The organism is Flavobacterium anseongense, from assembly GCF_021608185.1.
Taxonomy (GTDB): Bacteria; Bacteroidota; Bacteroidia; order Flavobacteriales; family Flavobacteriaceae; genus Flavobacterium; species Flavobacterium anseongense.
In genome coordinates this window covers 1-26,627 of sequence record NZ_JAKIHN010000007.1, presented here as the reverse complement: position 1 = coordinate 26,627, position 26,627 = coordinate 1, and the positions used below count along the sequence as shown (strand labels likewise).

The window sequence follows — 26,627 nt, the reverse complement described above, 5'->3', positions numbered from 1 at the left end:
ACAAAAGAGATTTTGTGCTCTTCTTTTTTATTTTTACATAACAATCCATAAATTTATTCTTTGTTTTCGTATATTGTAATACTATGACAACTCAAAAATCAACATACATCAAAAGATATTTTTCTAGAATAGCGATAACTCTATTTTTAAGCATTCCTCTTCTTGCGCAAGAGCTTCCGCCAATTGTTAAGTATTCACCATCAAATTATGCTGCCGGTAATCAAAACTGGATGATAGCTCAAGATGCTAATCATTATATGTTTTTTGCGAATAATGAAGGATTGTTAGAATTTAATGGTTCCAATTGGACACTTTATCAGTCTCCTAATGAAACAATAATTAGGTCAGTTAAGGTAATAGATGATAAAATTTATACCGGTTGTTACATGGAATTTGGCTATTGGAAACGTCAAAAGAATGGGCTGTTAAAATATTATTCGTTGAGCAATAGTATTAAAAATAAAATTCTTGATGATGAACATTTTTGGGGCATACTTCAATTTGATCAATGGGTTCTATTTCAATCATTAAACAGAATATATGTTTATGATACCAAACTGAATAAATTTTCAATAATTACTCCAAAAAGTAATATTCTAAAAGCATTCAAAACCGAAAACGGATTGTATTATCAAACCTTTTCAGAAGGATTGTTTGAGATTGAAAATGGGTCAAGTAAACTACTTTCAAATAATCAGATTATACTACAAAATAAAGTTAAAGGTATTTTTAAATCAAATAACGGCATACTCATTTTAACACAGAGTAATGGTTTCTACGAGTTGTCTAATAATTTAATTACAAAAAAGAATACTCCTATTGATTCTGATTTACAATCGAGTAGTGTATATAGCAGCCAAAAACTTTCAGATGGTGGATTCGTATTAGGAACTATTTCTAATGGGATTTTTATACTTTCAAGAGAAATGAATTTAAGATTTCATATAACCCAAAATATAGGATTAAGCAATAATACAGCGCTTTCTCTATTTGAAGATATTGATAAAAATTTATGGATTGGTTCCGACAATGGAATAAATTGTGTCAATCTTCAAACACCAATAAAAAGTTTTTCTGACAATACCGGAATTCTGGGAACTATCTATGCATCTATTGTTTACAAAGACAAATTATACATAGGGACAAATCAAGGATTGTTTTACAAACCATTTCAAAGAGAAGGGCAATTCAAATTTGTATCAGGTACTAAAGGTCAAGTCTGGTCATTATTTCAACATGACGGAACACTTTTTTGTGGACATGACTCAGGTACTTTTATAATTAATGAAGATAGTTCGAATAATATTTTCTACCAATCCGGAACATGGAAATTCGAACCCATGCCAGGTAGAAAAGATATATTGTTTCAGGGAAATTATTTTGGGATTTCTGTTTTGAAAAAAGAGAATAATCAATGGGTCTATAAAAATAAGATTAAAGGATTTGATTATTCGGCTAAAAATTTTGGTGTGACAACAGATTTAGAATTCTATATAAGTCACGAATATAAAGGGGTTTTCAGATTTCAAACAAACAATATGTTTGAAAAAGCTGAGAAAGTATTTACTTATACTAATCCAAAAAAAGGGAAAAATGCAAGTTTAATCAATTTTAATAATTCCATTTTGTATGCTAACAAGGATGGAATTTATAAGTTAAATAAAAATAAGACTTTTACAAAAGATAAAGTTTTATCAGCCATTTTTGACAAAGACGAATATACATCCGGAAAATTGATTCTTGATAAGTCAAATAAAATATGGGTATTCACTAAAAATTACATCATTTATTTTTCTTCAAGTAAATTAAGTAAGCAACTTAAAAAGAACGTAATTCCAATCCCAACATCTCTTAACAATTCAATGTTAGGATACGAAAACATTAACCAAATATCGGATTCGGAATATTTAATTGGTACAACTGATGGTTATTATATATTAAATATTGATGATTTAAGTTTTAAAAACTACAGCGTTTCCATAACTGCTGTAAGCAGTAATAAAATTAACGAAAATGTCAGAAATGCTTCTACCACTGATCAGGGAGAATTTAAGCACGATGAAAATAACATAACTATTAGTTATACTGTTCCGGAATATAATAAATATATCAATACAGAATACCAATATTTATTAGAGGGGCTTCAATATGAATGGAGCGAATGGGATTCAAAATCATCTGTGAATTTTAAAAATTTATCTCCAGGCACATACACTTTTAAGGTAAAAGCTAAAATAGCTAATTCTTTACCTGAAAATGTTGCAGTTTATTCATTTACTATATTAAAACCTTGGTACGCAACTAATTTAGCTTTATTTGTTTATTTTTTATTGATTCTCTATTTGGCTTATTTTATAAACAAAAAGTATAAAATTTATTATCAAAGACAAAGAGAAAAATTAATAGAAGAAAATAATCTTTTACTGGAATTAAATGAGCTCGAAAACTCTAGACAATTAATGATGCTGAAAAATGAACAATTGACTAAAGATGTTGATAGTAAGAATAAAGAGTTAGCAGTCTCTACTATGAATTTGATAGAAAAAAACAAACTATTAGCTTTAATTAAAGAGGATTTAAATAAAACTTCCGAAGAAGGTAATCGTAGCTTAAAATCAGTAATTTCTACGATTACTCAAAACATTAACGAAGAGGATTCATGGAATTTATTTAGAGATGCTTTCGATAGTGCAGATAAAGACTTTTTGAAAAAAGTTAAGCAGGCACATTCGTTGCTTACACCCAATGATTTGAGACTTTGTGCTTATTTACGATTGAATTTGTCTTCCAAAGAAATTGCTCCATTACTTAATATTTCTGTTCGAAGTGTAGAAATAAAACGATATCGTTTACGTAAAAAAATGGATTTACCACACGAACAAGGCTTAGTTGAATACATTTTAAATATATAGCCTATACAAATTTTGGCTATTTACCTATACAAAAGCACAACAATAAGCTTGTAGTTTGATTTTCAATAGTAATAATAACTAAATTAATGCGATTTAATTTATTCATAATTAATCTATTTTTCTATAAAAATGACAAATAACATGCAAAAATATTGCGATGTATGTTTTTTGTTGTGGTTGTTTTTGATTTTATTATAATTTATAAATCTATTTTTATAATGGAAAATTAATACTAAATCAAATTTTAAAATTTTTCAAAACCAATAATCAATATTAACATATGAGAAAAATTATTTTACTTCTAATTCTTTGGAGTTATTCATCAACTATTCATGCTCAAGCTGATAAGGTTTCACTTGAAAAAAATGCTCAAGGAACAAAACTAGTTGTCAACGGTAAAGATTTTATAATCAACGGTATGAACTGGGATTATTTTCCGATTGGTACCAACTACAATTACAGTTTGTGGAAACAATCTGATGATGTCATTAAAGCTGCTCTCGATACCGAGATGTCATTATTAAAAAACATGGGGGTAAATGCTGTGAGACAATATACAGGGATTCAGCCAAAATGGATTCAATATATATATGAAAAATACGGAATTCGCACTATGTTAAATCACTCTTTTGGTAGATATGGTTTAACCTTAAACGGAACCTGGGTTCCTAATACAGAATATTCAAACCCGTTAACTCGAGAATTACTACTAAAAGAAACTAAACAAATGGTTGAAGAGTATAAAAATACTCCCGGTGTTTTATTATTTCTTTTAGGGAATGAAAATAACTATGGTTTATTTTGGGATGGCGCTGAAACAGAAGACATTCCTATGGAAGATAGAAAATCTACTATAAGATCTAAAGATATGTACAAGCTGTTTAATGATGCAGTAGTTGAAATGAAAAAAATCGACAAATCGCATCCTATTGCAATTTGTAACGGAGATTTACTATTCTTAGATATTATCGCTGAAGAATGTAAAGACATTGATATTTTGGGGGTTAATATGTATCGCGGAGTGTCTTTCGGAGATGCCTTCCAAAAAGTTAAAGAAAAAATAGATAAACCAATATTATTTACTGAATTCGGAGCTGATGCTTTTAATGTATTAGAAAATGCTGAAGATCAAAAATCACAAGCTTACTACATGGTTGGTAATTGGAAAGAGATATATGAAAATGCAGCAGGTATGGGTAAAGTTGGCAATTCAATTGGAGGTTTTACTTTTCAATTTAGCGATGGGTGGTGGAAATATGGTCAAACAAAAAATTTAGAAATACATGATGATAATGCTTCATGGTCTAATGGTGGCTATTTAAATGATTTTATTAAAGGCCAAAATAATATGAACGAGGAATGGTTTGGGATTTGTGCAAAAGGTCCAACAAATTCAAGAGGCTTATATGATTTATATCCTCGCGCAGCATATTATGCCCTAAAAGAAGTTCATAGAGTTAATCCTTATGAACAAGGAACAACAAATGAAACTATAAACAGAGCTTTCAATAATGTAAATTTAATGGATGCTGTTTTAAGAGCAAGAGGCGATAAAGCTGCTTTAGGAGGTAATGATAATGAAATATTGAAAATCAGTAATTTAAGAGCTGAATTCACCACTTTTAATACCGGAGGAAGTTTAATTACAACTCCAAAAAATGATGATCCAGAAACAAATAACTATCCAAATAAGCTAGGCTTCGATCATATGCAATCTTATTTTATTGGTGTCGAAGGAAATCCTGCTCCAAATATGAAAGCTAATGTGAATGTGAATATTTTGGGTCGTGTTGCAGAAAATCCAATAAATGAAATATTTTATGAAAATAGAGGGCGCACACAAACAGTAAACACCCCAGATGGACCTGTTGAAATTAATGATAACAACAGAGTACAAATTTACAATGCTTCTTACTCTTGGAATGACAAAGATTTTGATTTAAGAGGATTTTACAGAACCGGTCATTATCATTGGGGATATGAAGGTGATTTTTTTGCCTTATATCCTGAAGCTAATTACGGTCCAAATTTAGACATATACAACGGAGAAACTCTCGGGTTAGAGATAGATGGTAAAAGAAGTTTAAATGGACTTAAAGCAGCTTTCGGACCGCAACTTTGGTGGGGAGCAAACCCTGCATTATTGTTAAAGTACAGTAAAAAAATTGGTGCCTTTGATGCCACTGCAGTTTATCATGAAGATGTTGCAAATGCTGGTGCAGCGCTAACATCTATAGCTATTCCGTTACCAAAAACCAGAAGAGCGACTTTACATCTTAAAACTAAAGTTGGTTCATTAGGTATAGAGTTCGGAGGTATTTGGGGTGGACAACCATTAAACGGCAGAGTTTTTCAATATGCTGAAGAAACTACACCAGGAAACTACACAGTTTATAACGACAAAATTAATAATGGCGACAATTGGGGAGGGAAGGCTAAATTAACATTCTCAAAAGGAAGGTTTAATGTTTACACACAAGGTGCAATTATGGGATTGGTTGCAAATGGTGGTGCCGATAATGTTCAAACTTTCACAGGTTGGAGATTGAAAGATACCGGAAGCGGAAATCAAATGAACTTCTTAACCGGATTTACTTATAATGTTAATTCAAACTTTCAAATCGCACCAAATTTTTTATGGCAAAAACCACTAGTTGAAGCTATGCCAAATGATGTAAATGCACCCGGAAGATTGCGTAACGTTCAAGATGACCCATTTGTGGTTAGAGCGAATAGAGAAACTGTTGGAGGAGAATTATTATTAACCTACGACCCTACTCCTGCAACATGGATGTATGAATGGAATAACGATATGGTTGAAGATGCAAAATTTGCGGTAAGCACAGGTTTTGTATACAGAAATTTACCTACAACGCAAGATGCTGCAATTGGATTCCTCAGCAATCGTACTGCTTTTGCATTTGCTAAATCTGCGCCTGCTCAAAATTTATGGGAATCAAATACCAGAATAGTTTCAAAACTAACTCCGGATCTTGGCATTATCGGAAATTTTTATTTTGGAAATGGACAAGCTAATGGGGATTCTGAAAGAACAATAAATAGAGCTGGTGGTGATATCAGATTAATTTACAGAAAAATTAAACTAACAAGTTCAATCAAGTTTAACGATTGGGGACCATTTGACTACCATCGTGACTTTAATTTAACATACCCACTCCAACTAATGTTAGATTTATCAACATCTGTAGGAAAACCAAATTGGTTCGTTTTACCAAACACAAAAATTGGAATAATGGGAACATGGAGATCTTTAGACCAATATTCTCCTCGTTACAGTCCAAATCAAACCTCCGGAGAATTTATAACAGAACCTATCGTGAGTCCGGTTGGATTCCCTAACGGTAGTGAATGGGAAATTAGAACATATGTGCATATTAACATAGGAAAATAAAATAGTAATAAAAATAAAATGAATATGAAAACAAGAAAATTTATTTATTCAAAAATCACACTTCTTATAGGGTTGATTTTCAGCTTGGTTGTAGGTTGTGACAGAGAACCTTCTGATGATTCGGTGTTAGCAACATATCCAAAAACTGCAGAGGTATTCATAGATGCATTCAGTGCCGGTCTAGACTATGGTGCCTTTGGCAATACATTACTTACCGGTTTTAATGTTGATACAGAGGTTAAATATAAAGGTACGGCTTCTATGCGTTTTGATGTTCCAAATGTTGGAGATCCTGAAGGCGCATATGTAGGTGGTGTATTTATAGATGGCGGTGGACGAGATTTGTCCGGCTATGATGCACTAACTTTTTGGGCAAAAGGTTCTCAATCAGCTACTATCAATGAGCTTGGTTTCGGAAATGATTTTAATGAAAATAAATACGTGGTTACGATGTCAAATGTTCCTTTGGCTACGTATTGGAAAAAATATGTTATTCCGATTCCGGATGCTTCAAAATTAAAAAGTGAAAAAGGGATGTTTTGGTATGCCGAAGGACCGGAAAACGGACAAGGATATACCTTTTGGATTGATGAAGTAAAGTATGAAAAATTAGGCACAATCGCTCATGGACAAGCATCGATTTTAAATGGTATCGATAAATCTGAAACAACTTTTGTAGGTGTTAAATCTAAAGTTGATGGAGTAATTGCAACATTTAATTTATCAAATGGAATAAATCAATCAGTATCTATTAGCCCTGCTTATTTGCAATTTACATCTTCAAATCCAAGCGTTGCAACTGTAGATGCTTTAGGTGAAGTGACTTCGCTGAGCGCTGGTACTGCTGTAATCACAGCAACATTTAACGGCTTACCAACCACTGGTAGTTTAACAATTAATTGTGTAGGTACTTTTGTTCACGCACCAACACCAACATTAAATCCGGCAAACGTAATTTCAATTTTTTCAGATGCTTATACAAATGTCCCGGTAAATTATTATAATGGTTATTGGCAACCATGGCAAACAACTGTTTCAAATGATTTTTCGGTTCTTGGGGATAATATTTTAAACTATACCATTTTTAATTTTGTAGGTATCGAATTTAGCAGTCCAACAATCAATGCAACCGCAATGACTAATGTTCATTTAGATGTTTTTATTCCGGGTCCTATTGCTCCGGGAAGACAGCTTAGAGTCATTTTAGTAGATTTTGGAGCAAATGGAGCTTTTGGTGGAGGCGATGATACAAGACACTCTACAACATTTACTGCTCCAACATTGGTTTCACAAAGTTGGATACCTATCAACATTCCTTTCTCAGCAATGCCAGGTTTAACCAGCAGATCACATCTTGCGCAATTAATTTTAGAGGGTGGAGATAATTCTGTAATCTATGTAGACAACATCTATCTTAACAATTAACAATCAAATATTTACACCTAATTTAAATAATTAAAAATGATTAAAAGAAATAGTATAATAAAGAAAAGTGTTTTCACTCTGGCAGCATTACTTATGTTACTTAGTTGCTCTACTGATGAAAAACAAACTGTTATTACCATGACTAAGCTCGTTATGCAGGATGAGTTTGATGTCAACGGAGCACCGAATAGTACTATTTGGGGATATAACATCGGAACTGGAAATAATGGATGGGGCAACAACGAATTAGAATACTATACTGATAGACCTGAAAATATTAAAGTATTGGACGGGATGCTTCAAATAACCGCCAAGAGCGAATTGTATTTAGGTTCACCATATACTTCTGCCAGAATATTATCTAAAGGTCGATTTGAACAAAAATATGGTCGATTTGAAGCCAGAATTAAAATGCCATGGGGACAAGGTCTTTGGCCAGCATTTTGGCTACTAGGTGCCGACTCCGATACGGTTGGTTGGCCTCAATGTGGTGAAATTGACATCATGGAGTACAGAGGACAACAGCCAACTAAAATTGGTGGTGCAGTTCATGGCCCAGGGTATTCAGGTGCAACTTCAATTTCAAAAAGTTATGATTTGATAAACGACCGTTTTGATACTGATTTTCACATTTTTGGTATTGAGTGGGGAAAAAATTACATAAACTACTATGTAGATGATGTTTTATACAATCAAATTACTCCTGATAAAGTTACTGGCGAGTGGGTATTTGACAAACCTTTTTATATCATCCTTAATCTTGCTGTGGGAGGAGATTATGTAGGCTCTCCTAATGGCGAAACAAGTTTTCCTCAAACCATGTATGTTGATTACGTAAGAGTTTATCAATAACAATTAGAGTCAAGAAATAAGGTTAATCATATGTATATGATTAACCTTATTTTTAAAATATCCTAAAGATTATAGCACAACATGCAATTAATGAACCAATATTTTAATTTAAAAACAATTCAGTTCATTGGGTTGTTATTGTTCATTTGTTGCAAGCCAATAAAAGGGAACTGTCATACCAAACAAGAGTACAATGTTAGTAAAGTCTTAAACTTGAAATCAATAAAAACAGCTGTTTATACAACCGCACATCATTCTAATTTAAAATTAACCGTTACCGATTCATTAAAGTTTTACGAGCTCAAACAACCTCTTGAAACGGATGCTTCTATAATTGTTGATTCAGGTAAGGAATTTCAAACCTTTTTAGGTATTGGAGGAGCATTAACCGATGCCGCAGCTGAAACGTTCCATAAACTATCAAAAAAAAATCAAAAAATATTTTTAGAAGCATACTATAATCAAGAAAAAGGAATAGGATATTCATTAGCCAGGACTTCTATACATAGCTGTGATTTTTCAACATCAAGTTACACCTATATTGATGAAGGTGATAACGCACTTACTACCTTTTCTATCGAACACGATAAAAAATACCGCATCCCGTTCATTAAAAAAGCTATTGAAGCAGCCGGAGGAAAACTAACGTTGTACGCCAGTCCGTGGAGTCCACCCGCCTTTATGAAATCAAACAAGAATATGCTCAATGGAGGAAAGTTGCTTCCTGAATTTTATCAATCCTGGGCAAATTATTATGTGAAATTTATCAAATCCTATGAAGCCGAAGGCATTCCTGTTTGGGGTTTAACCATCCAAAATGAACCATTAGCAGTACAACGATGGGAATCTTGTATTTATACTGCTGAAGAAGAGCGCGACTTTTTAAAAAACTATTTGGGACCAACATTGCAAAAAGAAGGTTTGGGCCGTATAAAAAATATTGTTTGGGATCATAACAGAGACTTATTATTTCAGCGGGCCAATGTGATTTTAAACGATCCTGAAGCAGCAAAATATGCCTGGGGTGTTGGCTTTCATTGGTATGAAGATTGGAAAGACGGTGTGCCAATGTATGAGGCTGTTAAGTATGTTAAAGAAACTTACCCCGATAAAAATTTAATTTTTACTGAAGGTTGTAATGAAAGTTATAATCTGGAAAGAATAAAAAATGAAGATCCAAAATTAGCCGAGCGCTACGGAAAATCAATGATAAACGATTTTAATAATGGTGTCGTGGCTTGGACAGACTGGAATATCCTTCTTGATGAAACCGGCGGCCCAAATCACGTGGCAAATCTTTGTTTTTCACCTGTTCATGGCAATACCAAAACCGATGAAATTACGTTTACCAACTCGTATTATTACATAGGACATTTTTCAAAATTTATTCGTCCCGGAGCCAAAAAAATTGCCAGTGTTTCCAGTAGCAATGCCTTATTGACAACAGCTTTTAAAAATACAGATGGAAGCCTGGCCATTGTTGTCATGAATTCAAGTGATAAAAATCTGGATTACAGCCTGACTCTTCAATCAAATTCAGCTTATTTAAAAGCGCTACCTCATTCAATTCAAACTATTTTAATAAGTAACAAATAGAAAATAAATTCATTAAATAATTTAAGTAAACAGGTTTCAATGGAAGTAAAGAATAGTAAAGTGGAATGGGTAACTCTCGAAAACGAAAAGTTCTATAAAATCGCAAACAGTGATGTGATGCGACCTTTTTTTATGAGCATCGTTAGCGATTCCAATCATTGGATGTTTATTTCCAGTAACGGTGGTTTAACAGCCGGTAGAAAAGACAGTAACAATGCATTGTTCCCTTATTACACAGACGATAAACTAACTGAAAATGCTGAAGTTACAGGCAGCAAGAGCATTTTTCAAATTCATTCAGATTCAAAAACTCTAATCTGGGAACCTTTCTCAATCAGACAAATGGGTGTTTACAAAACGACCCAAAATCTGTATAAAAACAATTATGGCAATAAAATAATTTTTGAAGAAATTAATGAGGATTTAAATTTAACCTACCGATATCAATGGAATTCCAGTGATAAATTTGGGTTTATAAAAAAGGCAACCTTAATAAATAACTCTCAAAATGATCTTGACATTACACTGCTCGACGGGATGCAAAACATTTTGCCAAATGGTGTAAACGAAGATTTACAAAGCAGTAAAAGTAATCTTGTCGATGCGTATAAAAAGAGTGAATTATTAACTAATTCGGGAATGGGAATTTACTCATTAAGTGCCATCATTGTTGATAAAGCAGAACCAAGTGAATGCTTAAAAACCAATATTGTCTGGTCATTCGGATTAGAATCTCCAACGCATTTAATCTCATCTCTACAACTTGATAATTTTAGAAAAGGAAATCGCGTAAAAAAAGAAGTAGATATCAAAGCGGAAAGAGGTGCTTATTTTGTTAGTTCTACTATTACATTAGAAGCAAAATCAGAAAAAAATTGGTTTTTTGTAGCCGATGTAAATCAGACCATTTCCAAAGTAACAGCCTTAGCAGAGTTTATTTTTATCACTACCGAAAAAGATTTGGCAGATGTTATTCAGCAAGATGTAGAATTAGGCACCAAAAAACTAATCGCATTAACCGCAGCATCTGATGGGTTGCAAATAACTCAGGATGAACTAACTAATACCAGACATTTTTCAAATACACTCTTTAACATCATGCGAGGCGGTATATTTGACGATGGATATACTATTGAAAAACAAGATTTTATAACATATTTAGAGAAAGCCAACAAAAATGTTTTCAACACTAATCAAAACATACTTTCCGCTCTGCCCTACAATTTTACTTTAGAAGAGTTAAAAAATACTGCGGATACTATTGAAGACAGCAATTTTAAACGTCTTTGTTTTGAATACCTTCCACTTAAATTCAGTCGCCGTCATGGTGACCCAAGCCGACCTTGGAATAAATTTTCGATTAATACCCGAAGCGAAATAGATGGTTCTAAAATACTTGATTATGAAGGAAACTGGAGAGATATTTTCCAGAATTGGGAAGCATTGGCACATTCTTTTCCGGAGTTTATAGAAAGTATGATTCATAAATTTCTGAACGCTACAACCTTTGATGGATACAATCCATACCGTGTTACCAAAGATGGTTTTGATTGGGAAGCTATCGAAGAACACGATCCGTGGTCTTACATTGGTTATTGGGGCGATCACCAAATTATTTATTTACTCAAGTTTTTAGAATTTATAGAAAATCACTATCCGAACCTTTTAGAAAAACGATTTACACAAAATATTTTTGTTTATGCCAATGTGCCTTACAAAATAAAAAGCTATCAGGATACACTCTTAAATCCAAAAGACACTATCGATTTTGATTACAAATTAGATGGAAAAATTAGGCAATTGAGAAGCGAAATGGGCTCTGATGGGACACTTATAATGGATGGTAATTCCACTATTTATAAAGTAAACCTAACTGAAAAATTATTAGCCACTCTTTTAGCAAAAGTAGCCAACTTTATTCCCGAAGGTGGTATTTGGATGAACACCCAGCGTCCGGAATGGAATGACGCCAACAACGCTTTAGTTGGAAATGGTGTTTCGATGGTGACTCTGTGTTACCTGAACCGATTTATACTTTTTTATGAAAAAATGATTGCAAAATCTACTGTTGACAAAATTGATTTGTCAGAAGAATTGGCTAATTTTTTCAATGCTGTTGTTACAACTCTTGTTAATAACAAACATTTACTGTCTGATAAAATATCCGATAAGGATAGAAAAACAGTACTTGATGGACTAGGAAATGCTGGAAGTATATACCGATTATCTATTTACAAAGACGGATTTAAAGGTGCTAAAAAAGCCATCTCTAAAAACGACCTTTTAGCGTTTTTTGAAGTCCTTAAAGAATTTTTAGCGCACACCATAACAGCAAATAAAAGAGATGATGCCATGTATCATGCCTACAACCTAATGACTGTTAAAAATGAAAAAGAAATAGCTATCTCCTATCTTCCGGAAATGTTAGAAGGACAAGTTGCTGTGTTAAGTTCCGGAATGTTATCACCAAAAGAAGCATTAAAAGTACTCGACGGATTAAAAAGCAGCGCTTTATTCAGAGAAGATCAATACAGTTATATTTTATACCCTAACAAAGAGTTACCTCGATTTGATAAAAAAAACAATATATCATCTGAAAAAGTTAAAAAATCAGAATTGGTTATCCAATTAATTAAAGACGGAAATACTCAAATCGTAGAAAAAGATGTTTTAGGTAACTATCATTTTAATGGAAATTTTAATAATGCCAATGTTTTAAAAAGAGCCTTGTCAAATTTAAATCAAGTAAAATACAAAACATTAATTGAAAAAGATACTGCCTTATTATTAGATATGTATGAGGAAGTTTTTAATCATAAAGCATTTACAGGGCGTTCAGGAACATTCTACGGTTATGAAGGTTTAGGTTCTATTTATTGGCACATGGTTTCTAAATTGTTGCTGGCCGTTCAGGAAAATTGTCTACTAGCCATAAATACAAAAGAAGATGACGTAACCATTGGAAAACTTTTAGACCACTATTATGAAATAAATGCCGGAATTGGCGTGCACAAATCGCCTGAATTATACGGTGCTTTCCCAACCGATCCGTATTCTCATACTCCAGCAGGAAAAGGAGCGCAACAACCCGGAATGACAGGTCAGGTTAAAGAAGATATATTAAGTCGAATAGGTGAAGTTGGTGTCTTTGTTAAAGACGGGAAAATCATTTTTAATCCTCGATTGTTGAGAAAAAACGAGTTTTTGCAATCTCCCAAAACATTTAATTATATCACAAAAGAAAATAAAGAAGCCCAAATTCAGTTAGAGCCAAATTCATTGTGTTTTACGTATTGCCAAATTCCAATCGTATATAAACTAGCAGATAATAAAAGTTTAGAAGTTGTTTACAACAATAATCAATCAAGCTTTTTTGAAAATTTGAGCTTAGATGAAACTACTTCAAAACTGGTTTTTGGAAGGAAAAACACTATTAGTCAAATCATAGTTTCAATAATAAAATAACCAAATGAAAAACATCCAAAATATATTTTTACTGGTTCCAATGCTATTGGTACTGTTTGGATGTGGAAGCATGAAAGCTCAAAAAAAAGAAAGTAAACCAATGCCAAATAAAAATCTTACTGCTGCCGATATATTGGGCAACTCAAAATATTTAGCAATATCTTATGGAGGTTTCAGACAGACCTCAAGAGATATAGAGCCTACAATGCCTGAACTCAAAGAGGACATGAAAATTCTATCGGCTATGGGTATTAAGGTATTGAGGACATATAATGTTCATTTAAAAGAAGCAGCTAATCTTCTTGAAGTGATTCGTCAGCTCAAAAATGAAGATAAAAACTTTGAAATGTATGTAATGTTAGGCGCTTGGATAGATTGTCAAAATGCATGGACAAATCTAGCACCAAATCATGATATTGAAAGCCAAGCCAATGCCACAGAAATTGCCAGAGCAGTCGAATTAGCAAATGAATACCCTGAAATTGTAAAGATTATAGCCGTTGGAAATGAAGCAATGGTAAAATGGGCAACCAGTTATTTTGTGCAACCAGGTGTGATTCTAAAATGGGTCAATCATTTACAAGAGTTAAAAAAATCCGGAAAACTACCATCTGACTTATGGATTACCAGTTCCGATAATTTCGCTTCTTGGGGTGGAGGTGAAAGTCAATATCACGTTCCCGATTTAGAAAAATTAATAAAAGCCGTAGATTATATCTCCATGCACACCTACCCTATGCATGACACTCATTACAATCCGGCATTTTGGGGAGTTCTCGAAAAGGAAAACCATTTGACCGACATAGAAAAGATAAATGCTGCTATGCTTCGCGCCAAAGAATACGCCATCTCACAATATGAAGCGGTTTCTAAGTACATGAAAAGCTTAGGGGTAAACAAACCCATTCATATTGGGGAAACCGGTTGGGCGAGTTTATCAAATGAACACTATGGTAACGAAGGTTCTAGAGCTACAGATGAATATAAAGAGGCCGTTTATTATAACCATATGAGAGACTGGACCAATAATGTCGGCATGTCTTGTTTTTACTTTGAAGCTTTTGATGAACAATGGAAAGATGCCAAGAATCCATCGGGTTCTGAAAATCATTTTGGTTTATTTACCTTAAACGGACAAGCAAAATATGCGCTGTGGAACTTGGTTGATAAAGGCATATTCAAGGGACTAACCAGAAATGGAAATAAAATAACTAAAACATACAACGGAAATGAAGAAGCGTTGATAAAGGATGTATTGGTTCCAAAAGCAATGCATTAAGATAAATCGGTAACTAAGCGATTCAAAAAATTGGTTATTAAATAATATCATCTAAAAAAAGAAATTATGGGTTCAAATACAAATGTTAATCAAAATAAAGTACCCTTCGGACAGAAAGTTGCTTTTGGGTTGGGAATGTTAGCAAACCAAATGTTTCCTGCTGCCTTGGGCATTTTTATGGTCGTGTTGGTCGAAAATTTAGGTATGCCAACATGGATGTGGGGTATTACTTTTTTTCTACCCAGAATATTAGATGCTTTTATTGACCCAATTATGGGTTTCATTTCAGACAACACCCGATCTAAATGGGGAAGAAGAAGACAATATGTTTTTGTAGGAGCCATTATTATGGGAATCTCTTTTGTTGCAATGTGGCAATTGTACAGAGAAAGCGGAATAGATTATAATTTCTATTATTTTTTAATATGGTCTATTGTATTTTATTTAGGACTTTCCATTTTTAGTGTTCCTTTTGTGGCAATGGGTTATGAGATGAGTGATGATTTTCACGAAAGAACCAGTATCATGGCCATATCACAATGGATTGGGCAATGGGCTTGGGTAATAGCACCTTGGTTTTGGGTTGTTATGTATGATCCAAGTTGGTTTCCAAATGCAGATACAGCAACAAGAACTTTGGCTGTTTGGGTTGGAATTTCGTGTATGATATTGGCAATGATTCCAGCTATTTTCATTAAGAGCAAGTCAACTAAAGATGAAGAGAGTTTTTCTCCCCTAACTTTTAAAACAATGGGAGGAAGTTTAAAAGAGATTTTTTTAAGTTTTGTAGAAGCTTTTAAAAACAGCCCTTTCAGAAAGCTTTGTATTGCCACTTTCTTTATTTTTAATGCTTTCAACACTGTTGCCGGCTTTACTTTTTTTATAGTTGTTTACCATTTATTTAATGGAAGCTCATCAGATGCCGGTATTTGGCCAACACTTTTTGGATGTTTAGGGGCGTTATCCACCACTTTTGTCGTGATTCCTATTGTTTCCTGGATGTCTAAAAAAATGGAAAAAAAGAAAGCATTTTTAGTTTGTCAAGGAATATCAATTTTTGGATATATTTTGCTTTGGTTTCTTTTCATTCCGGGAAAACCTTACATGTTTATATTTGCCTTACCCTTCTTTTCCTTTGGTATCGGAAGTTTATTTACTTTGATGATGTCAATGACAGCCGATGTCTGCGATATGGATGAGTTGATTTCAGGTAAACGAAGAGAAGGAATTTTTGGAGCTATTTATTGGTGGATGGTAAAATTTGGTTTTGCCATTGCGGGTCTGTTAACGGGTATGATTATGTCTTTTGTAGATTTCCATCCCGGGGCAGCAACGCAAACAGAAGGTGCCGTTACCGGATTAAGACTTTTTTTCTCAGGAATTCCAATTTTAGGAACATTAGTAGCTATGTGGGTTATGAGAAATTATGACTTGACTGAAGAAAAAGCCAGAGAAATATCAAAAGAATTAGAAAAAAGAAAAGCAATTAAACCTTCTGGTTACGCTAAATTGAAGTTGCTTTCAGAAATTAACATCGATGTTTTATCCGAGAAAGAATTAAATGAAAAATATCCTGATTTTTTCACAACTAAAGTTGATTTTTCTGATTTAACAACAGAAGATATTGAGGCAGAGTTTACTACTGCATTTCAAAATGGAATGCATGGTATTTGTTTTAGTGCCTATGCAAATAAACAAAAGCCGGGAGACGCTATTTCAGAAGAGCAAATCAGAAAACGACTGGAAATACTTAAACCACATACAAAATGGATACGTGTTTTCTCTTGTACACATGGGCATGAAAAAATACCTAAAATTGCTAAAGAACTTGGACTAAAAACTATTGTAGGTGCTTGGATAAGTAATGATATCAAAGAGAATGAAATAGAAATCAAAAATCTTGTTGAGCTAATACAAAATGATTTTGTTGATATTGCTGCCGTTGGAAATGAAGTATTATACAGAGAAGAATTAAACGAACAAGCAATTATTAATTATATCGAACAAGTCAAAAAAGTAACCAAAAATACGCCTGTTGGTTATGTAGACGCTTATTTTGAATTTATAAACAGACCTAAATTAACAGCTGCTTGTGATGTTATACTCGCCAATTGCTACCCATTTTGGGAAGGTGCTGACATAAGAATTGCCGGATTCTATCTTCAGGAAATATACCGAAAAACACTTGAAGCGGCTCATGGAAAAAAAGTGATTATAGCAGAATCAGGTTGGCCAAGTGGCGGAGAAGCTGTTGGAGAAGCAGTAGCTTCAAATGAAAATGTGATGAAGTATTATATCAAAACACAATTGTGGGCTCAAAAAGAGAATATTGATTTATTTTATTTTTCCTCTTTTGATGAATTCTGGAAAATGCAATCCGAAGGAAAAGCAGGAACTTCATGGGGATTATGGGATGATAAAGGAGATTTTAAACATAAAAAATCTCATTACAAAGCACAAAAAGTAGACGAGACTTATTAATTTTAATTTAACGCAATATGTCATATAGAAAAGACCATCAATCTTCCATAAATGAGACAAATTATACTCAATATAGTGGGAACTATAACCATTATGATGGTGTTGATTTTAGTGCTACATCAACAGAAAAACTAGAAAAATTATGGCTAAAAACGCTTGAAAAAGGGATGCATGGACTGTGTTTTAGTATGTATGAAGATGGACAAAAACCAGGTGATATTATTTCTGAAGAACAAGTAAACAGAAGGATTCAAATCATAAAGCCATATACCAAATGGATTCGTTCTTTTTCTTGTGTGGAAGGGAATGAACATATTCCTCGAATCGCACATCAAAATGGGCTTAAAACCTTAGTTGGTGCATGGTTAGGTAATGATAAGACAATGAATGATGCAGAAATTGAAGGTCTTATTGCCTTAGCAAAAGAAGGATGTGTAGACATAGCTGCTGTTGGTAACGAGGTAATGTACCGTGGTGATTTAACAGAAGATGAATTATTAGATTATATTAATCAGGTAAAAGAAGCCTTGCCGGGAATTCCGGTTGGTTATGTAGATGCCTATTATGAGTTCTCCCATCGACCTAGAATCACTGAAGCGTGTGATGTAATCCTGTCTAATTGTTATCCTTATTGGGAAGGCTGCGATATTGACAATTCCTTGGCGCACATGCAAGCCATGTTTGGTCAGGCAGCCCATGCCGCCAATGGCAAAAAAGTAATTATTACAGAAACTGGTTGGCCAAGCGAAGGTGGTAGCCTAAGAGGCGCTTTTTCATCTAAAGAAAATGCCATGAAATATTTTATTAATGCTCAACTCTGGTCAGCTAATGACAATATTGATATGTTCTATTTTTCCTCATTTGATGAATCATGGAAAGTTGGTGCCGAAGGTGATGTTGGCGCTTATTGGGGATTATGGGATAAGGACGAAAAATTAAAATTCATTGATGAGTAAATCATAAATATTCAAGCATTCAAATAATTTGTTATGAAAGTTATATAAGTTAAAAATACTGATATAAAAGTGTAGCTTTTTCAAATTCAAAAAAAATCATTTAAAGTAATTACTATGAAAAAAACTACATCGTTTCTGACTTTAATTTTCTTTTTTCTAATCACACAATTCACCTTTTCACAAGTTGACGTCGTTTATAATAATTTGGTTTGGTCAGATGAGTTTGACACAAATGGAACCGTAAATACAACCAAATGGTTTCATCAAACGCAATTACCCGCAGGAGGAAGTTGGTTTAACGGCGAAGTACAACATTATACTAATAGAATCAATAATTCTTTTGTAAATGCAGGCTTATTAAATATTGTAGCAAAAAGAGAAAATTATACAAATCAAGGAATAACAAAACAATTTACTTCTGCCCGATTGAATTCTAAATTTTCCTTTTTATATGGTCGTGTAGATGTAAGAGCAAGAATACCTTTGGACCAAGGAACATGGCCGGCAATATGGATGTTAGGTAAGAATGTAAATGAAGATGGTGCCTATTTTGATGCTGCTTTCGGAACTACAAATTGGCCTGCTTGTGGAGAGATTGATATCATGGAACATGGCATAACGCCATCACAACCTACAAATTACGTACAGAGCGCACTTCACACACCTTCTTCTTTTGGGAATACAACAAATATTGGTGGAATCATTGCCAACAATCTAGGAAACGATTATCATGTTTATTCAATGAATTGGTCGCCTTTCCAAATATCATTTCTTCTTGATGGTGTTCTTTATTACACCTACAACCCTACTGTTAAAACGCCAAGCAATTGGCCGTTTAATGCTGAACAATATCTTCTGTTAAATATTGCCATGGGAGGAATTGCAGGAACAATCCCAACAGCTTTCAATCAAACTTCAATGGCAGTTGATTATGTTCGAGTGTATCAAAATACTTTGGCAGATACAGAAAACCCAACTAATTTGACGGCGACTCTAGGTGTCGTAACCAGTTCATCAGTAGAATTATTATTGAATTCAAACGACAATTCTGGAACGGTAGTCTATACTATAACTTATGGGTCAAATACTATTTCTTTTGCCAATCCTTCCGGAGTACAAAAATCGGTTATCATTCCTAATTTGCTACCCAATACCAACTATACTTTTACAGTATCAGCAACCGATTTGGCCGGAAATGCATATACCAATAATCCTATACTTGTAAATGCCACAACTACAAGCGTATTAGGCTGTTCTGGTACTGATAATCAAGCACAAATATCTACATCGTTCACTACGGGTTATAATTATACATTTGAAACTATAGGTACAGATGTTAAAATCAATTTTGAATTATTGGATACTGGCAGAGTTGGTGTAGTTGCTTTTCTTTGGAAGCAAAGCCCTTTCACTGAAACTCAAATGACCAATGTTTCCGGAAATATCTTTACTAAAACCATAACCGGGCAAACTATTGGCTCAACCATTAATTATGCCTGTAAATTTGCTTATTCAGGAGGACAGTCAGTTACCAGATATATTTCTTATGTCGTTGGAAATAATTGTTCATTAGGTACGATAAGTCCGTCTGATTTGGAAGAATTTACTTTTCAAAACCCCGCTGACGAATATGTTTACATCAATTCAAAAATCACTATTGATAAAGTAGAAATATACAATATGCTGGGTGCATTAGTTTTAGCTACAAACAAAAATACTAATGAGATACCTATTAAAAACCTGTCCAAAGGAATCTATTTATTGACTGTTTATTCGGGCTCTCAAAAAAGCGTTAAGAAATTAATTGTAAAATAAACTTAATTGACAAGCTCTTTTAAAATTTTAATCTATTGCCCCTACTTCGATTATATTTGGTAAAAGTTACTAAAACATCACGACGAAATAAATAAAAAAAGACCGATTAGTTTCCTAATCGGTCTTTTCACTATAAAAATTGGCTAGTTGGCGTTTATTTTTTAATCACATGAAGTGTTTTGGTTTCATTTTCTTGAGTTACAACTACATTGTATATTCCTGAAGGATAACCTGAACCCATTTCAATTTGTGATGCTCTATCAAAACTAGTCACTTTGCGCTCTATCAATCTTCCAAGCATATCATAAACTTTAACATCAACATCAGCAGTATTATTGGTTTGTATAGCTAATTTAAATGTATTTGAATACGGATTTGGATAAGCAACCACTTTTGTCAACAAATCCGTAATTGGATTAACTCCCAAACCACAATCTTCAGCAGTTTGTACTGTTGCTGTTACCGCTACTCTAGCAGAAGAGCAAACTTCGGTAATATCCCAATCAAAGAAAAAGTAGTAGCTGTAATCGCTTACAAATCCACCATCAATACCTCCGATTATAGAAACTGCTCCAGTAGTAACCGGGAACGGACTTGGAAACGGACTCACATAAGCTAACGCATTGTCGTATGATATACCATCCGTTGCTTCAAGAGAATAATTGTCTCCTGCAGGTAATGAATAATTTAGAGTAACCGTTTGAGCAGTTGTAGTTGGTGACCAACCTGATGCCACATCTGGTGTAAAAATAACATCCGCAGTTCCCGGTACCTGAACACCATTTTGCAATACTTTTATTGTAATTGGTGCCGGACCAGTTCCACTTGGACTTTGTTGTGGGTAAACTTTAACCGAATTTAAGATAATCGAATTGGATAAATTAAATGCCAAACCTTTATTAGTTCCGCCTGTTCCATATCCATCATTAGTGTAAACTAAACCTGCTGTACCAGCTGTTGTTGTTTCTGTTCCGGCATAGAATGTTGTTGTTGTTGTAATTACCGGAGTTGTAAATGAATTTCCGGTTCCGATAGAAGCTCCACCAACTTGTGTTTGATACCATTTAACATCTCCAACTGATGAAGTTGCTGATAAAATGGCTGTATCTGTTGGTTGACAAATAGTTGCCGGTGTAGTAGTAATTATAGTGTTATTTAAAGTAATCTGAATTGGGGATGAAGCCACTGTTGATGAACTAAAAGAACAGGTTACATTACATAGATAGTAAGTGTTTTCTACCGGAGTAACGGAACAAGTTGTAGCCGTTTCTCCACTGATATCAGTATAGCTAACTCCATCTGTTGAACTTTGCCATTGGTAGCTAATACCTTCTCCGACAATTACATTTTGCAAACTTAACTTTACCGATTTCCCTCCGCAAATAGCCGTTTCAGAAGCCACAGTATTACCCGGAGTCACAACAGAACATTCTGCTTGTCTTGCTGTAGAAAAGAAACCATTAAAATTAGAAAATGGTAATGGGTCACTTGTTGAAGTTAATGTATTTGGTGTACCTGTAGCAAATGTTGCTGTTATTCCAAAATCATTATCATAAACTCCCGCCGCAGCTGGTGCTTGTACAATAATATAACTGTCGTCTACTGAAGCATCTGCAGTAACTTTAATATTAAAATCGATAACCGTACCGGCTGTTTTAGAAACTTCCCATCTATTTTGATTTAAATGAGCAATATTGGCTGATGGTGTTCCTGAATTTGTTTCGAAGGCTTCTACGTTAAAATTCGCACCCGGACTTCCAAAACCTCCTGAAGGTGTTGTAGCTCCAACCCATATTGGAGAATATGTTGATTTCCCTACAGGGAAAAAGAAAGCACCGTCAAAACCACTACCATTGTTTATATTAGCAGCATTCTGTCCGCCTCCAATATCTTTTGACATCGGACCATCAATATAACAATTAGCCCCAAAATTACCTGTAACACTTCCGGTATATGACATTGCCGGAGCTCCTATTTTAAGAATACTTGAAGATGAAGTATGAATTATCCCATCTGTCATAGTTAGCGAGCTAACTACATTAAAAGGTATCGTAAATGTTACTCCAGCCAAACTAGTGTTATTAACTCTTAATTGATTTACCGAACCTGTATTATCATCTGTATTAAGTGCTAAATCAGTTTGAGCATTAAACGTTCCTGTTCCTGAAATTGTTTGTGGATTTGCTGTTGCCACATAAGAACCATCTATATAATTTCCTAAAGTGGTTGTATTATACACAAATAATTCTCCGTTATTAACTACGTTTCCGCCATAATATGTATCAACTCCCGAACCTTTTACTTTTCCATGTACAATGGTGAAATCATTTTGTACATTCATTATAACCGGATTGAAATTGACGTTATTATTATCTAAATTAATAAATCTGTCTGTAGCATCTAAAGCATCAACAATTAGGTTATTCAATGATAACGTACCGTCTGCAGCTCTAAAATTACAATTGAAACCGTTGGTTGTTACTACACTTTTTTCTGTCGAAATTCCATCTCCAATTTGCAATGTGTGACCTGAACCAACAGCGTAATTGCTAATTGATTCATAAACAAATGCCGAAACAGAATTACCAACATTATAAAATGAAACGTTTAAAGGCACGCTTAATCCTGTAGCAGGCAAACTAGGGTTTGTGTTAATTGAACCATCAAAATTAATACTAGCTATTGTTGTCCCAGCCGGAATACCTGTACCAACCAAAACCTGACCGATGGCCAAATCAGTTGTTGAATCTAAAAATATATCGCTTGAAAACCAACAGAAAAAACCGGTACATGGAACTATGCTTGTAATTGTATGCGTAGTCACTAAATTAGCACTAACAACCGGTGGGTCAACAATTGTTATTTTCCCGCCAGTCAAGTTCAATGTAGTGTTTGCTATTTTAAACAGTGTTTGATCAATGCTGGTTGCAGCATCACCATTATGATTACCATCAACTATAATATCACCCGCAATTTGATTGAATGTGCTTCCATTAGTATGTGAAATATTACCGTTGACAATAAGAGAACCACCATTAATAGTAAACGTTCCTTTGTTAGAAAAAGTAGCGTTGTTATTAGTACAACCAACTGTTAAGCTTGAAGAATCACAAATCAAAGTAGCACCGGCATTAATATTGACTCCGGCTACACTACTAACTGAATTAACAGTTATGGTATGACCTGAAAGAATAGTCACAGTATCGGCACATGTTGGCACCGAATTACTGCTCCATGTCGAAGCATCATTAAAATTCCCCGTTTGAACCGAAGTTACAGGTGTATCTAAAACTGCATTATATCCGACAAGGAAAGTATTATTTAAATCCGCATCTGATAGTCCAATTCTTTGTGCAAATGGAGTTGTTGTTCCTGTTTGATGTGTTCCAACTGTCGTTTCATCAACCTTAATAATTCTGGAATTTCCATTTTTTATCAAATAAGCATCTTCAATTGAAAAAGCTATCGCATGATTTCCTAAAGGAAATACATAATTGGCATCTTTTTCTATAATCCACGCACCTTCATAGATGTCGGTTACTGTATAAGCACCATCAGGAACTGAAAAACCTGCAGCAACAGACGTTGCATCAAAATAACTTACCGAAAGTTCTCCCGAAACTGCCGAATTGGTTGTGTCATTTGGTCTCGAAATAAATGCGTCTCTATTTTTACCATCAGCACTTATAAAAGGAAACAAAGTTTTGTCGCTGTTATAATCAGAACCAGGAGTTATTTGAGGAAAAGTATCATATGCACCATACCATCTGCCAATAGTTCCGTTTAAAAAACCACTACCAGATGAACAAGTAGTGTTGGCACTTCCATAATTTCCTATACTCATTTTGTTCGTGCCTAAATCTATTTTGGCATTGGTTAGCACTAAAGCACTTCTAATTTTTATATTGTTAAATCCCCAGATAATATTTGGAGATGTAATGCTTGAGTTATCAACGATTAATTGATTAATTACCGCTCCGGTATTGCTATTGTCAGTGCTGTAAACAGTACCTCCAAACGTACCCAAACCGCTAACTGTTTGCACAGTTGTTCCATTTAAATTCAATACACCTTCAGGGTAATAACTTGAACCCTCAGACAAATCAATTCTTCCATTATTTGTAATATTACCTGCAACAGAAATCTTTATCCCTATGTAATATCCAAATGAACCCGCATCATAATAATAAATCCCATTAAGCAATCCTCCCAAATTAACTGTCAAATTACCTTCAACTGTAAACTCCGGAGAAGCAGCCGTACTTTCTAATGTCCCACTAATAGTAACATTTTGTGCCGTTAGCAAAGCATCAAGAGTAACTGTATTTCCGGTGCTGATTACTACATGGTCAGCCGAAGTAGGAGCCGTAACTGTTCCCCATGTTGCCGGGTCAGTATAATTCCCTGATTGTACGGAAGTAAACGTAGCTTGCGATTGCATAGACGCAACACTAAAAAGTAGTACCATCGCAAAGAAAATCTTTTTAAGATTTACCGAATAAACACTGTGAGTTGGGGAATGTTTTAAAATGTAATTTAAATACATAAGCTGTGGAATATAGTTAGTTAATAATTAACCGCAATGTAATTACTTATAACCTATTTATTTAGATCGACACTTTCAAAATTACTGAATTTAGAAAGCGATTTTAGTTGTTTTTAAAAGAATTTTCAGAGCACTAAAAATTATAAATAACAAGTCTGACCAAGAAACACAAAGGTTCTTATTTAATCCTTTAATCTATTCCATGTTTTTAAAAAGGATGAATTTCGATATTTAAACAATTGCAATTCTTTTTGAAGAACTATAGCTTTGTTAAAAAATTATATATGCAGCCAGCAGAACTACTTTCGCTATCCAATGAATTTGGAAATCCTCTTTACGTTTATGACGCCGATAAAATTGAAGTTCAGTACAACCGCTTAACTAATGCTTTCGCAAAAGTAGAAAAGCTTCGCATCAATTATGCGATGAAAGCTTTATCTAATATTTCAATACTAAAACTGCTGAAGAATTTGGGTTCCGGATTGGACACCGTCTCTATTCAGGAAGTGCAACTCGGACTTCATGCAGGTTTTACTCCCGATAAGATCATTTTTACACCCAACGGTGTTTCTTTTGAAGAGATTGAAGAAGTGGCTAAATTGGGTGTTCAAATCAATATTGATAACCTTTCTGTTTTAGAGCATTTTGGTGCCAAATATCCTAAAACTTCGGTTTGCATCAGAATTAATCCACACGTGATGGCTGGTGGGAATGAAAATATTTCAGTTGGACATATAGACAGCAAATTCGGAATTTCTATTTATCAGATTCCACATGTTTTAAGAATTGTTGAAAATACTAAGATGAACATCAACGGAATCCATATGCATACGGGTTCTGACATACTGGATATTGAAGTATTCCTATACGCTTCTGAAATCCTTTTTGATACTGCGAAACAATTTAAAAATTTAGAATTCCTTGATTTTGGTTCAGGCTTTAAAGTGCCTTATAAAAAAGGTGATATCGAAACCAACATAGAAGAGTTAGGAAGAAAACTAACCAAACGTTTCCTGGCTTTCGAAAAAGAATATGGGCGTGAATTGACTTTAGCCTTTGAACCGGGAAAATTCCTAGTAAGCGAAGCAGGCTATTTTTTAGCCAAAGTAAACGTAATCAAACAAACAACATCGACAGTTTTTGCCGGAATTGATAGCGGATTTAACCATTTAATCCGTCCAATGTTTTACGGGTCACAACACAACATCGAAAACATTTCCAATCCAAAAGGGAAAGAGCGCTTTTATACTGTGGTGGGCTATATCTGTGAAACAGATACCTTTGCCAGCAACCGAAGAATTCCTGAAATCCACGAAGGCGACACGCTTTGCTTCAGAAATGCCGGCGCCTACTGTTTCTCTATGGCTTCCAATTATAATTCGCGCTTCAAACCCGCTGAAGTATTATGGAAAGATGGAAAAGGTCATCTGATACGCGAACGTGATACTTTTGAAAACCTGCTACAGAATCAAATTATGATTGAACTCTAATCTACCTCAATTATATTCAATAAAATCCTGTCTTGTTTGATACGAGACGGGATTTTTCTTTCAGGAGCAGACGTTTTAGATTTCTCCACAACCCTGCTCCCGCTATCCGCGCTACACGGTAGCTCGCTGCTATCGGGGCTATTATCACGTTTGATTTTTCTATCACATAAAAAAAGCCCTGACTTAATCAGGGCTTTTTAACTTATAATTTATAACTCATAATTGATAACTCAAACTATCGCTTCATCACAAAGTGTGACTTAAACTGTTTCATCACACCGCCTTCTGCAAAGTCAACCGTAAACCAATAATCATCCGATGGTAACAGATGTCCGTTATACGTACCGTCCCAACCCGCTCCTGTCGGACTGATTTGTTTAAGCAGTTTGCCATAACGG

General features: G+C 34.2%; 13 protein-coding genes. 11 read left to right on the top strand and 2 right to left on the bottom strand.

Translation table 11 applies throughout. The features are described 5' to 3' along the window. Positions 1 to 83: 83 nt before the first annotated feature. From L1S35_RS10360 to L1S35_RS10315, 10 genes are all read left to right on the top strand, one after another. Positions 84 to 2,912, top strand: coding sequence for a triple tyrosine motif-containing protein (locus L1S35_RS10360; protein WP_236400369.1), 2,829 nt, complete (start codon positions 84 to 86; stop codon positions 2,910 to 2,912). A gap of 280 nt (positions 2,913 to 3,192) precedes the next feature. Then, entirely contained in the window at positions 3,193 to 6,324 is a 3,132-nt protein-coding gene (locus L1S35_RS10355) for a glycoside hydrolase family 2 TIM barrel-domain containing protein (RefSeq protein WP_236400367.1), read from the top strand. Between the two features lie 24 nt (positions 6,325 to 6,348). Then, entirely contained in the window at positions 6,349 to 7,749 is a 1,401-nt protein-coding gene (locus L1S35_RS10350) for an immunoglobulin-like domain-containing protein (protein WP_236400365.1), read from the top strand. A 36-nt stretch (positions 7,750 to 7,785) separates the two neighbouring features. Then, positions 7,786 to 8,601, top strand: coding sequence for a glycoside hydrolase family 16 protein (locus L1S35_RS10345; protein ID WP_236400364.1), 816 nt, complete (start codon positions 7,786 to 7,788; stop codon positions 8,599 to 8,601). 90 nt (positions 8,602 to 8,691) lie between these two features. Beyond that, positions 8,692 to 10,197, top strand: a complete 1,506-nt coding sequence (locus tag L1S35_RS10340; protein ID WP_370641064.1) for a glycoside hydrolase family 30 protein — start codon at positions 8,692 to 8,694, stop codon at positions 10,195 to 10,197. Positions 10,198 to 10,236: 39 nt separating this feature from the next. Continuing rightward, the gene (locus tag L1S35_RS10335; protein WP_236400360.1) at positions 10,237 to 13,662 is read left to right on the top strand and encodes a 1,3-beta-D-glucan phosphorylase, GH149 family; all 3,426 of its coding nucleotides are present in this window, start codon (positions 10,237 to 10,239) and stop codon (positions 13,660 to 13,662) included. Positions 13,663 to 13,666: 4 nt separating this feature from the next. Next, positions 13,667 to 14,941, top strand: coding sequence for a glycosyl hydrolase family 17 protein (locus tag L1S35_RS10330; protein WP_236400358.1), 1,275 nt, complete (start codon positions 13,667 to 13,669; stop codon positions 14,939 to 14,941). A gap of 66 nt (positions 14,942 to 15,007) precedes the next feature. After that, positions 15,008 to 17,422: an MFS transporter gene (locus L1S35_RS10325; protein ID WP_236400357.1), complete on the top strand. Its 2,415-nt coding sequence runs from the start codon at positions 15,008 to 15,010 to the stop codon at positions 17,420 to 17,422. 17 nt (positions 17,423 to 17,439) lie between these two features. Beyond that, positions 17,440 to 18,378: a glycoside hydrolase family 17 protein gene (locus L1S35_RS10320; RefSeq protein WP_236400355.1), complete on the top strand. Its 939-nt coding sequence runs from the start codon at positions 17,440 to 17,442 to the stop codon at positions 18,376 to 18,378. Positions 18,379 to 18,492: 114 nt separating this feature from the next. Continuing rightward, the gene (locus tag L1S35_RS10315; RefSeq protein ID WP_236400353.1) at positions 18,493 to 20,193 is read left to right on the top strand and encodes a family 16 glycosylhydrolase; all 1,701 of its coding nucleotides are present in this window, start codon (positions 18,493 to 18,495) and stop codon (positions 20,191 to 20,193) included. Positions 20,194 to 20,347: 154 nt separating this feature from the next. Here the strand turns inward: L1S35_RS10315 and L1S35_RS10310 are convergent, their stop codons facing one another. Then, positions 20,348 to 24,661: a T9SS type A sorting domain-containing protein gene (locus L1S35_RS10310; protein WP_236400351.1), complete on the bottom strand. Its 4,314-nt coding sequence runs from the start codon at positions 24,659 to 24,661 to the stop codon at positions 20,348 to 20,350. Between the two features lie 329 nt (positions 24,662 to 24,990). Between L1S35_RS10310 and lysA the strand changes: the two genes are divergently transcribed. Beyond that, complete coding sequence (gene lysA, locus L1S35_RS10305; protein ID WP_255700846.1) at positions 24,991 to 26,229, top strand: diaminopimelate decarboxylase; 1,239 nt, start codon at positions 24,991 to 24,993, stop codon at positions 26,227 to 26,229. Between the two features lie 235 nt (positions 26,230 to 26,464). Here lysA and L1S35_RS10300 read toward each other — a convergent pair whose 3' ends face one another. Beyond that, complete coding sequence (locus tag L1S35_RS10300; protein WP_255700847.1) at positions 26,465 to 26,614, bottom strand: T9SS type B sorting domain-containing protein; 150 nt, start codon at positions 26,612 to 26,614, stop codon at positions 26,465 to 26,467. Positions 26,615 to 26,627: the final 13 nt, after the last annotated feature.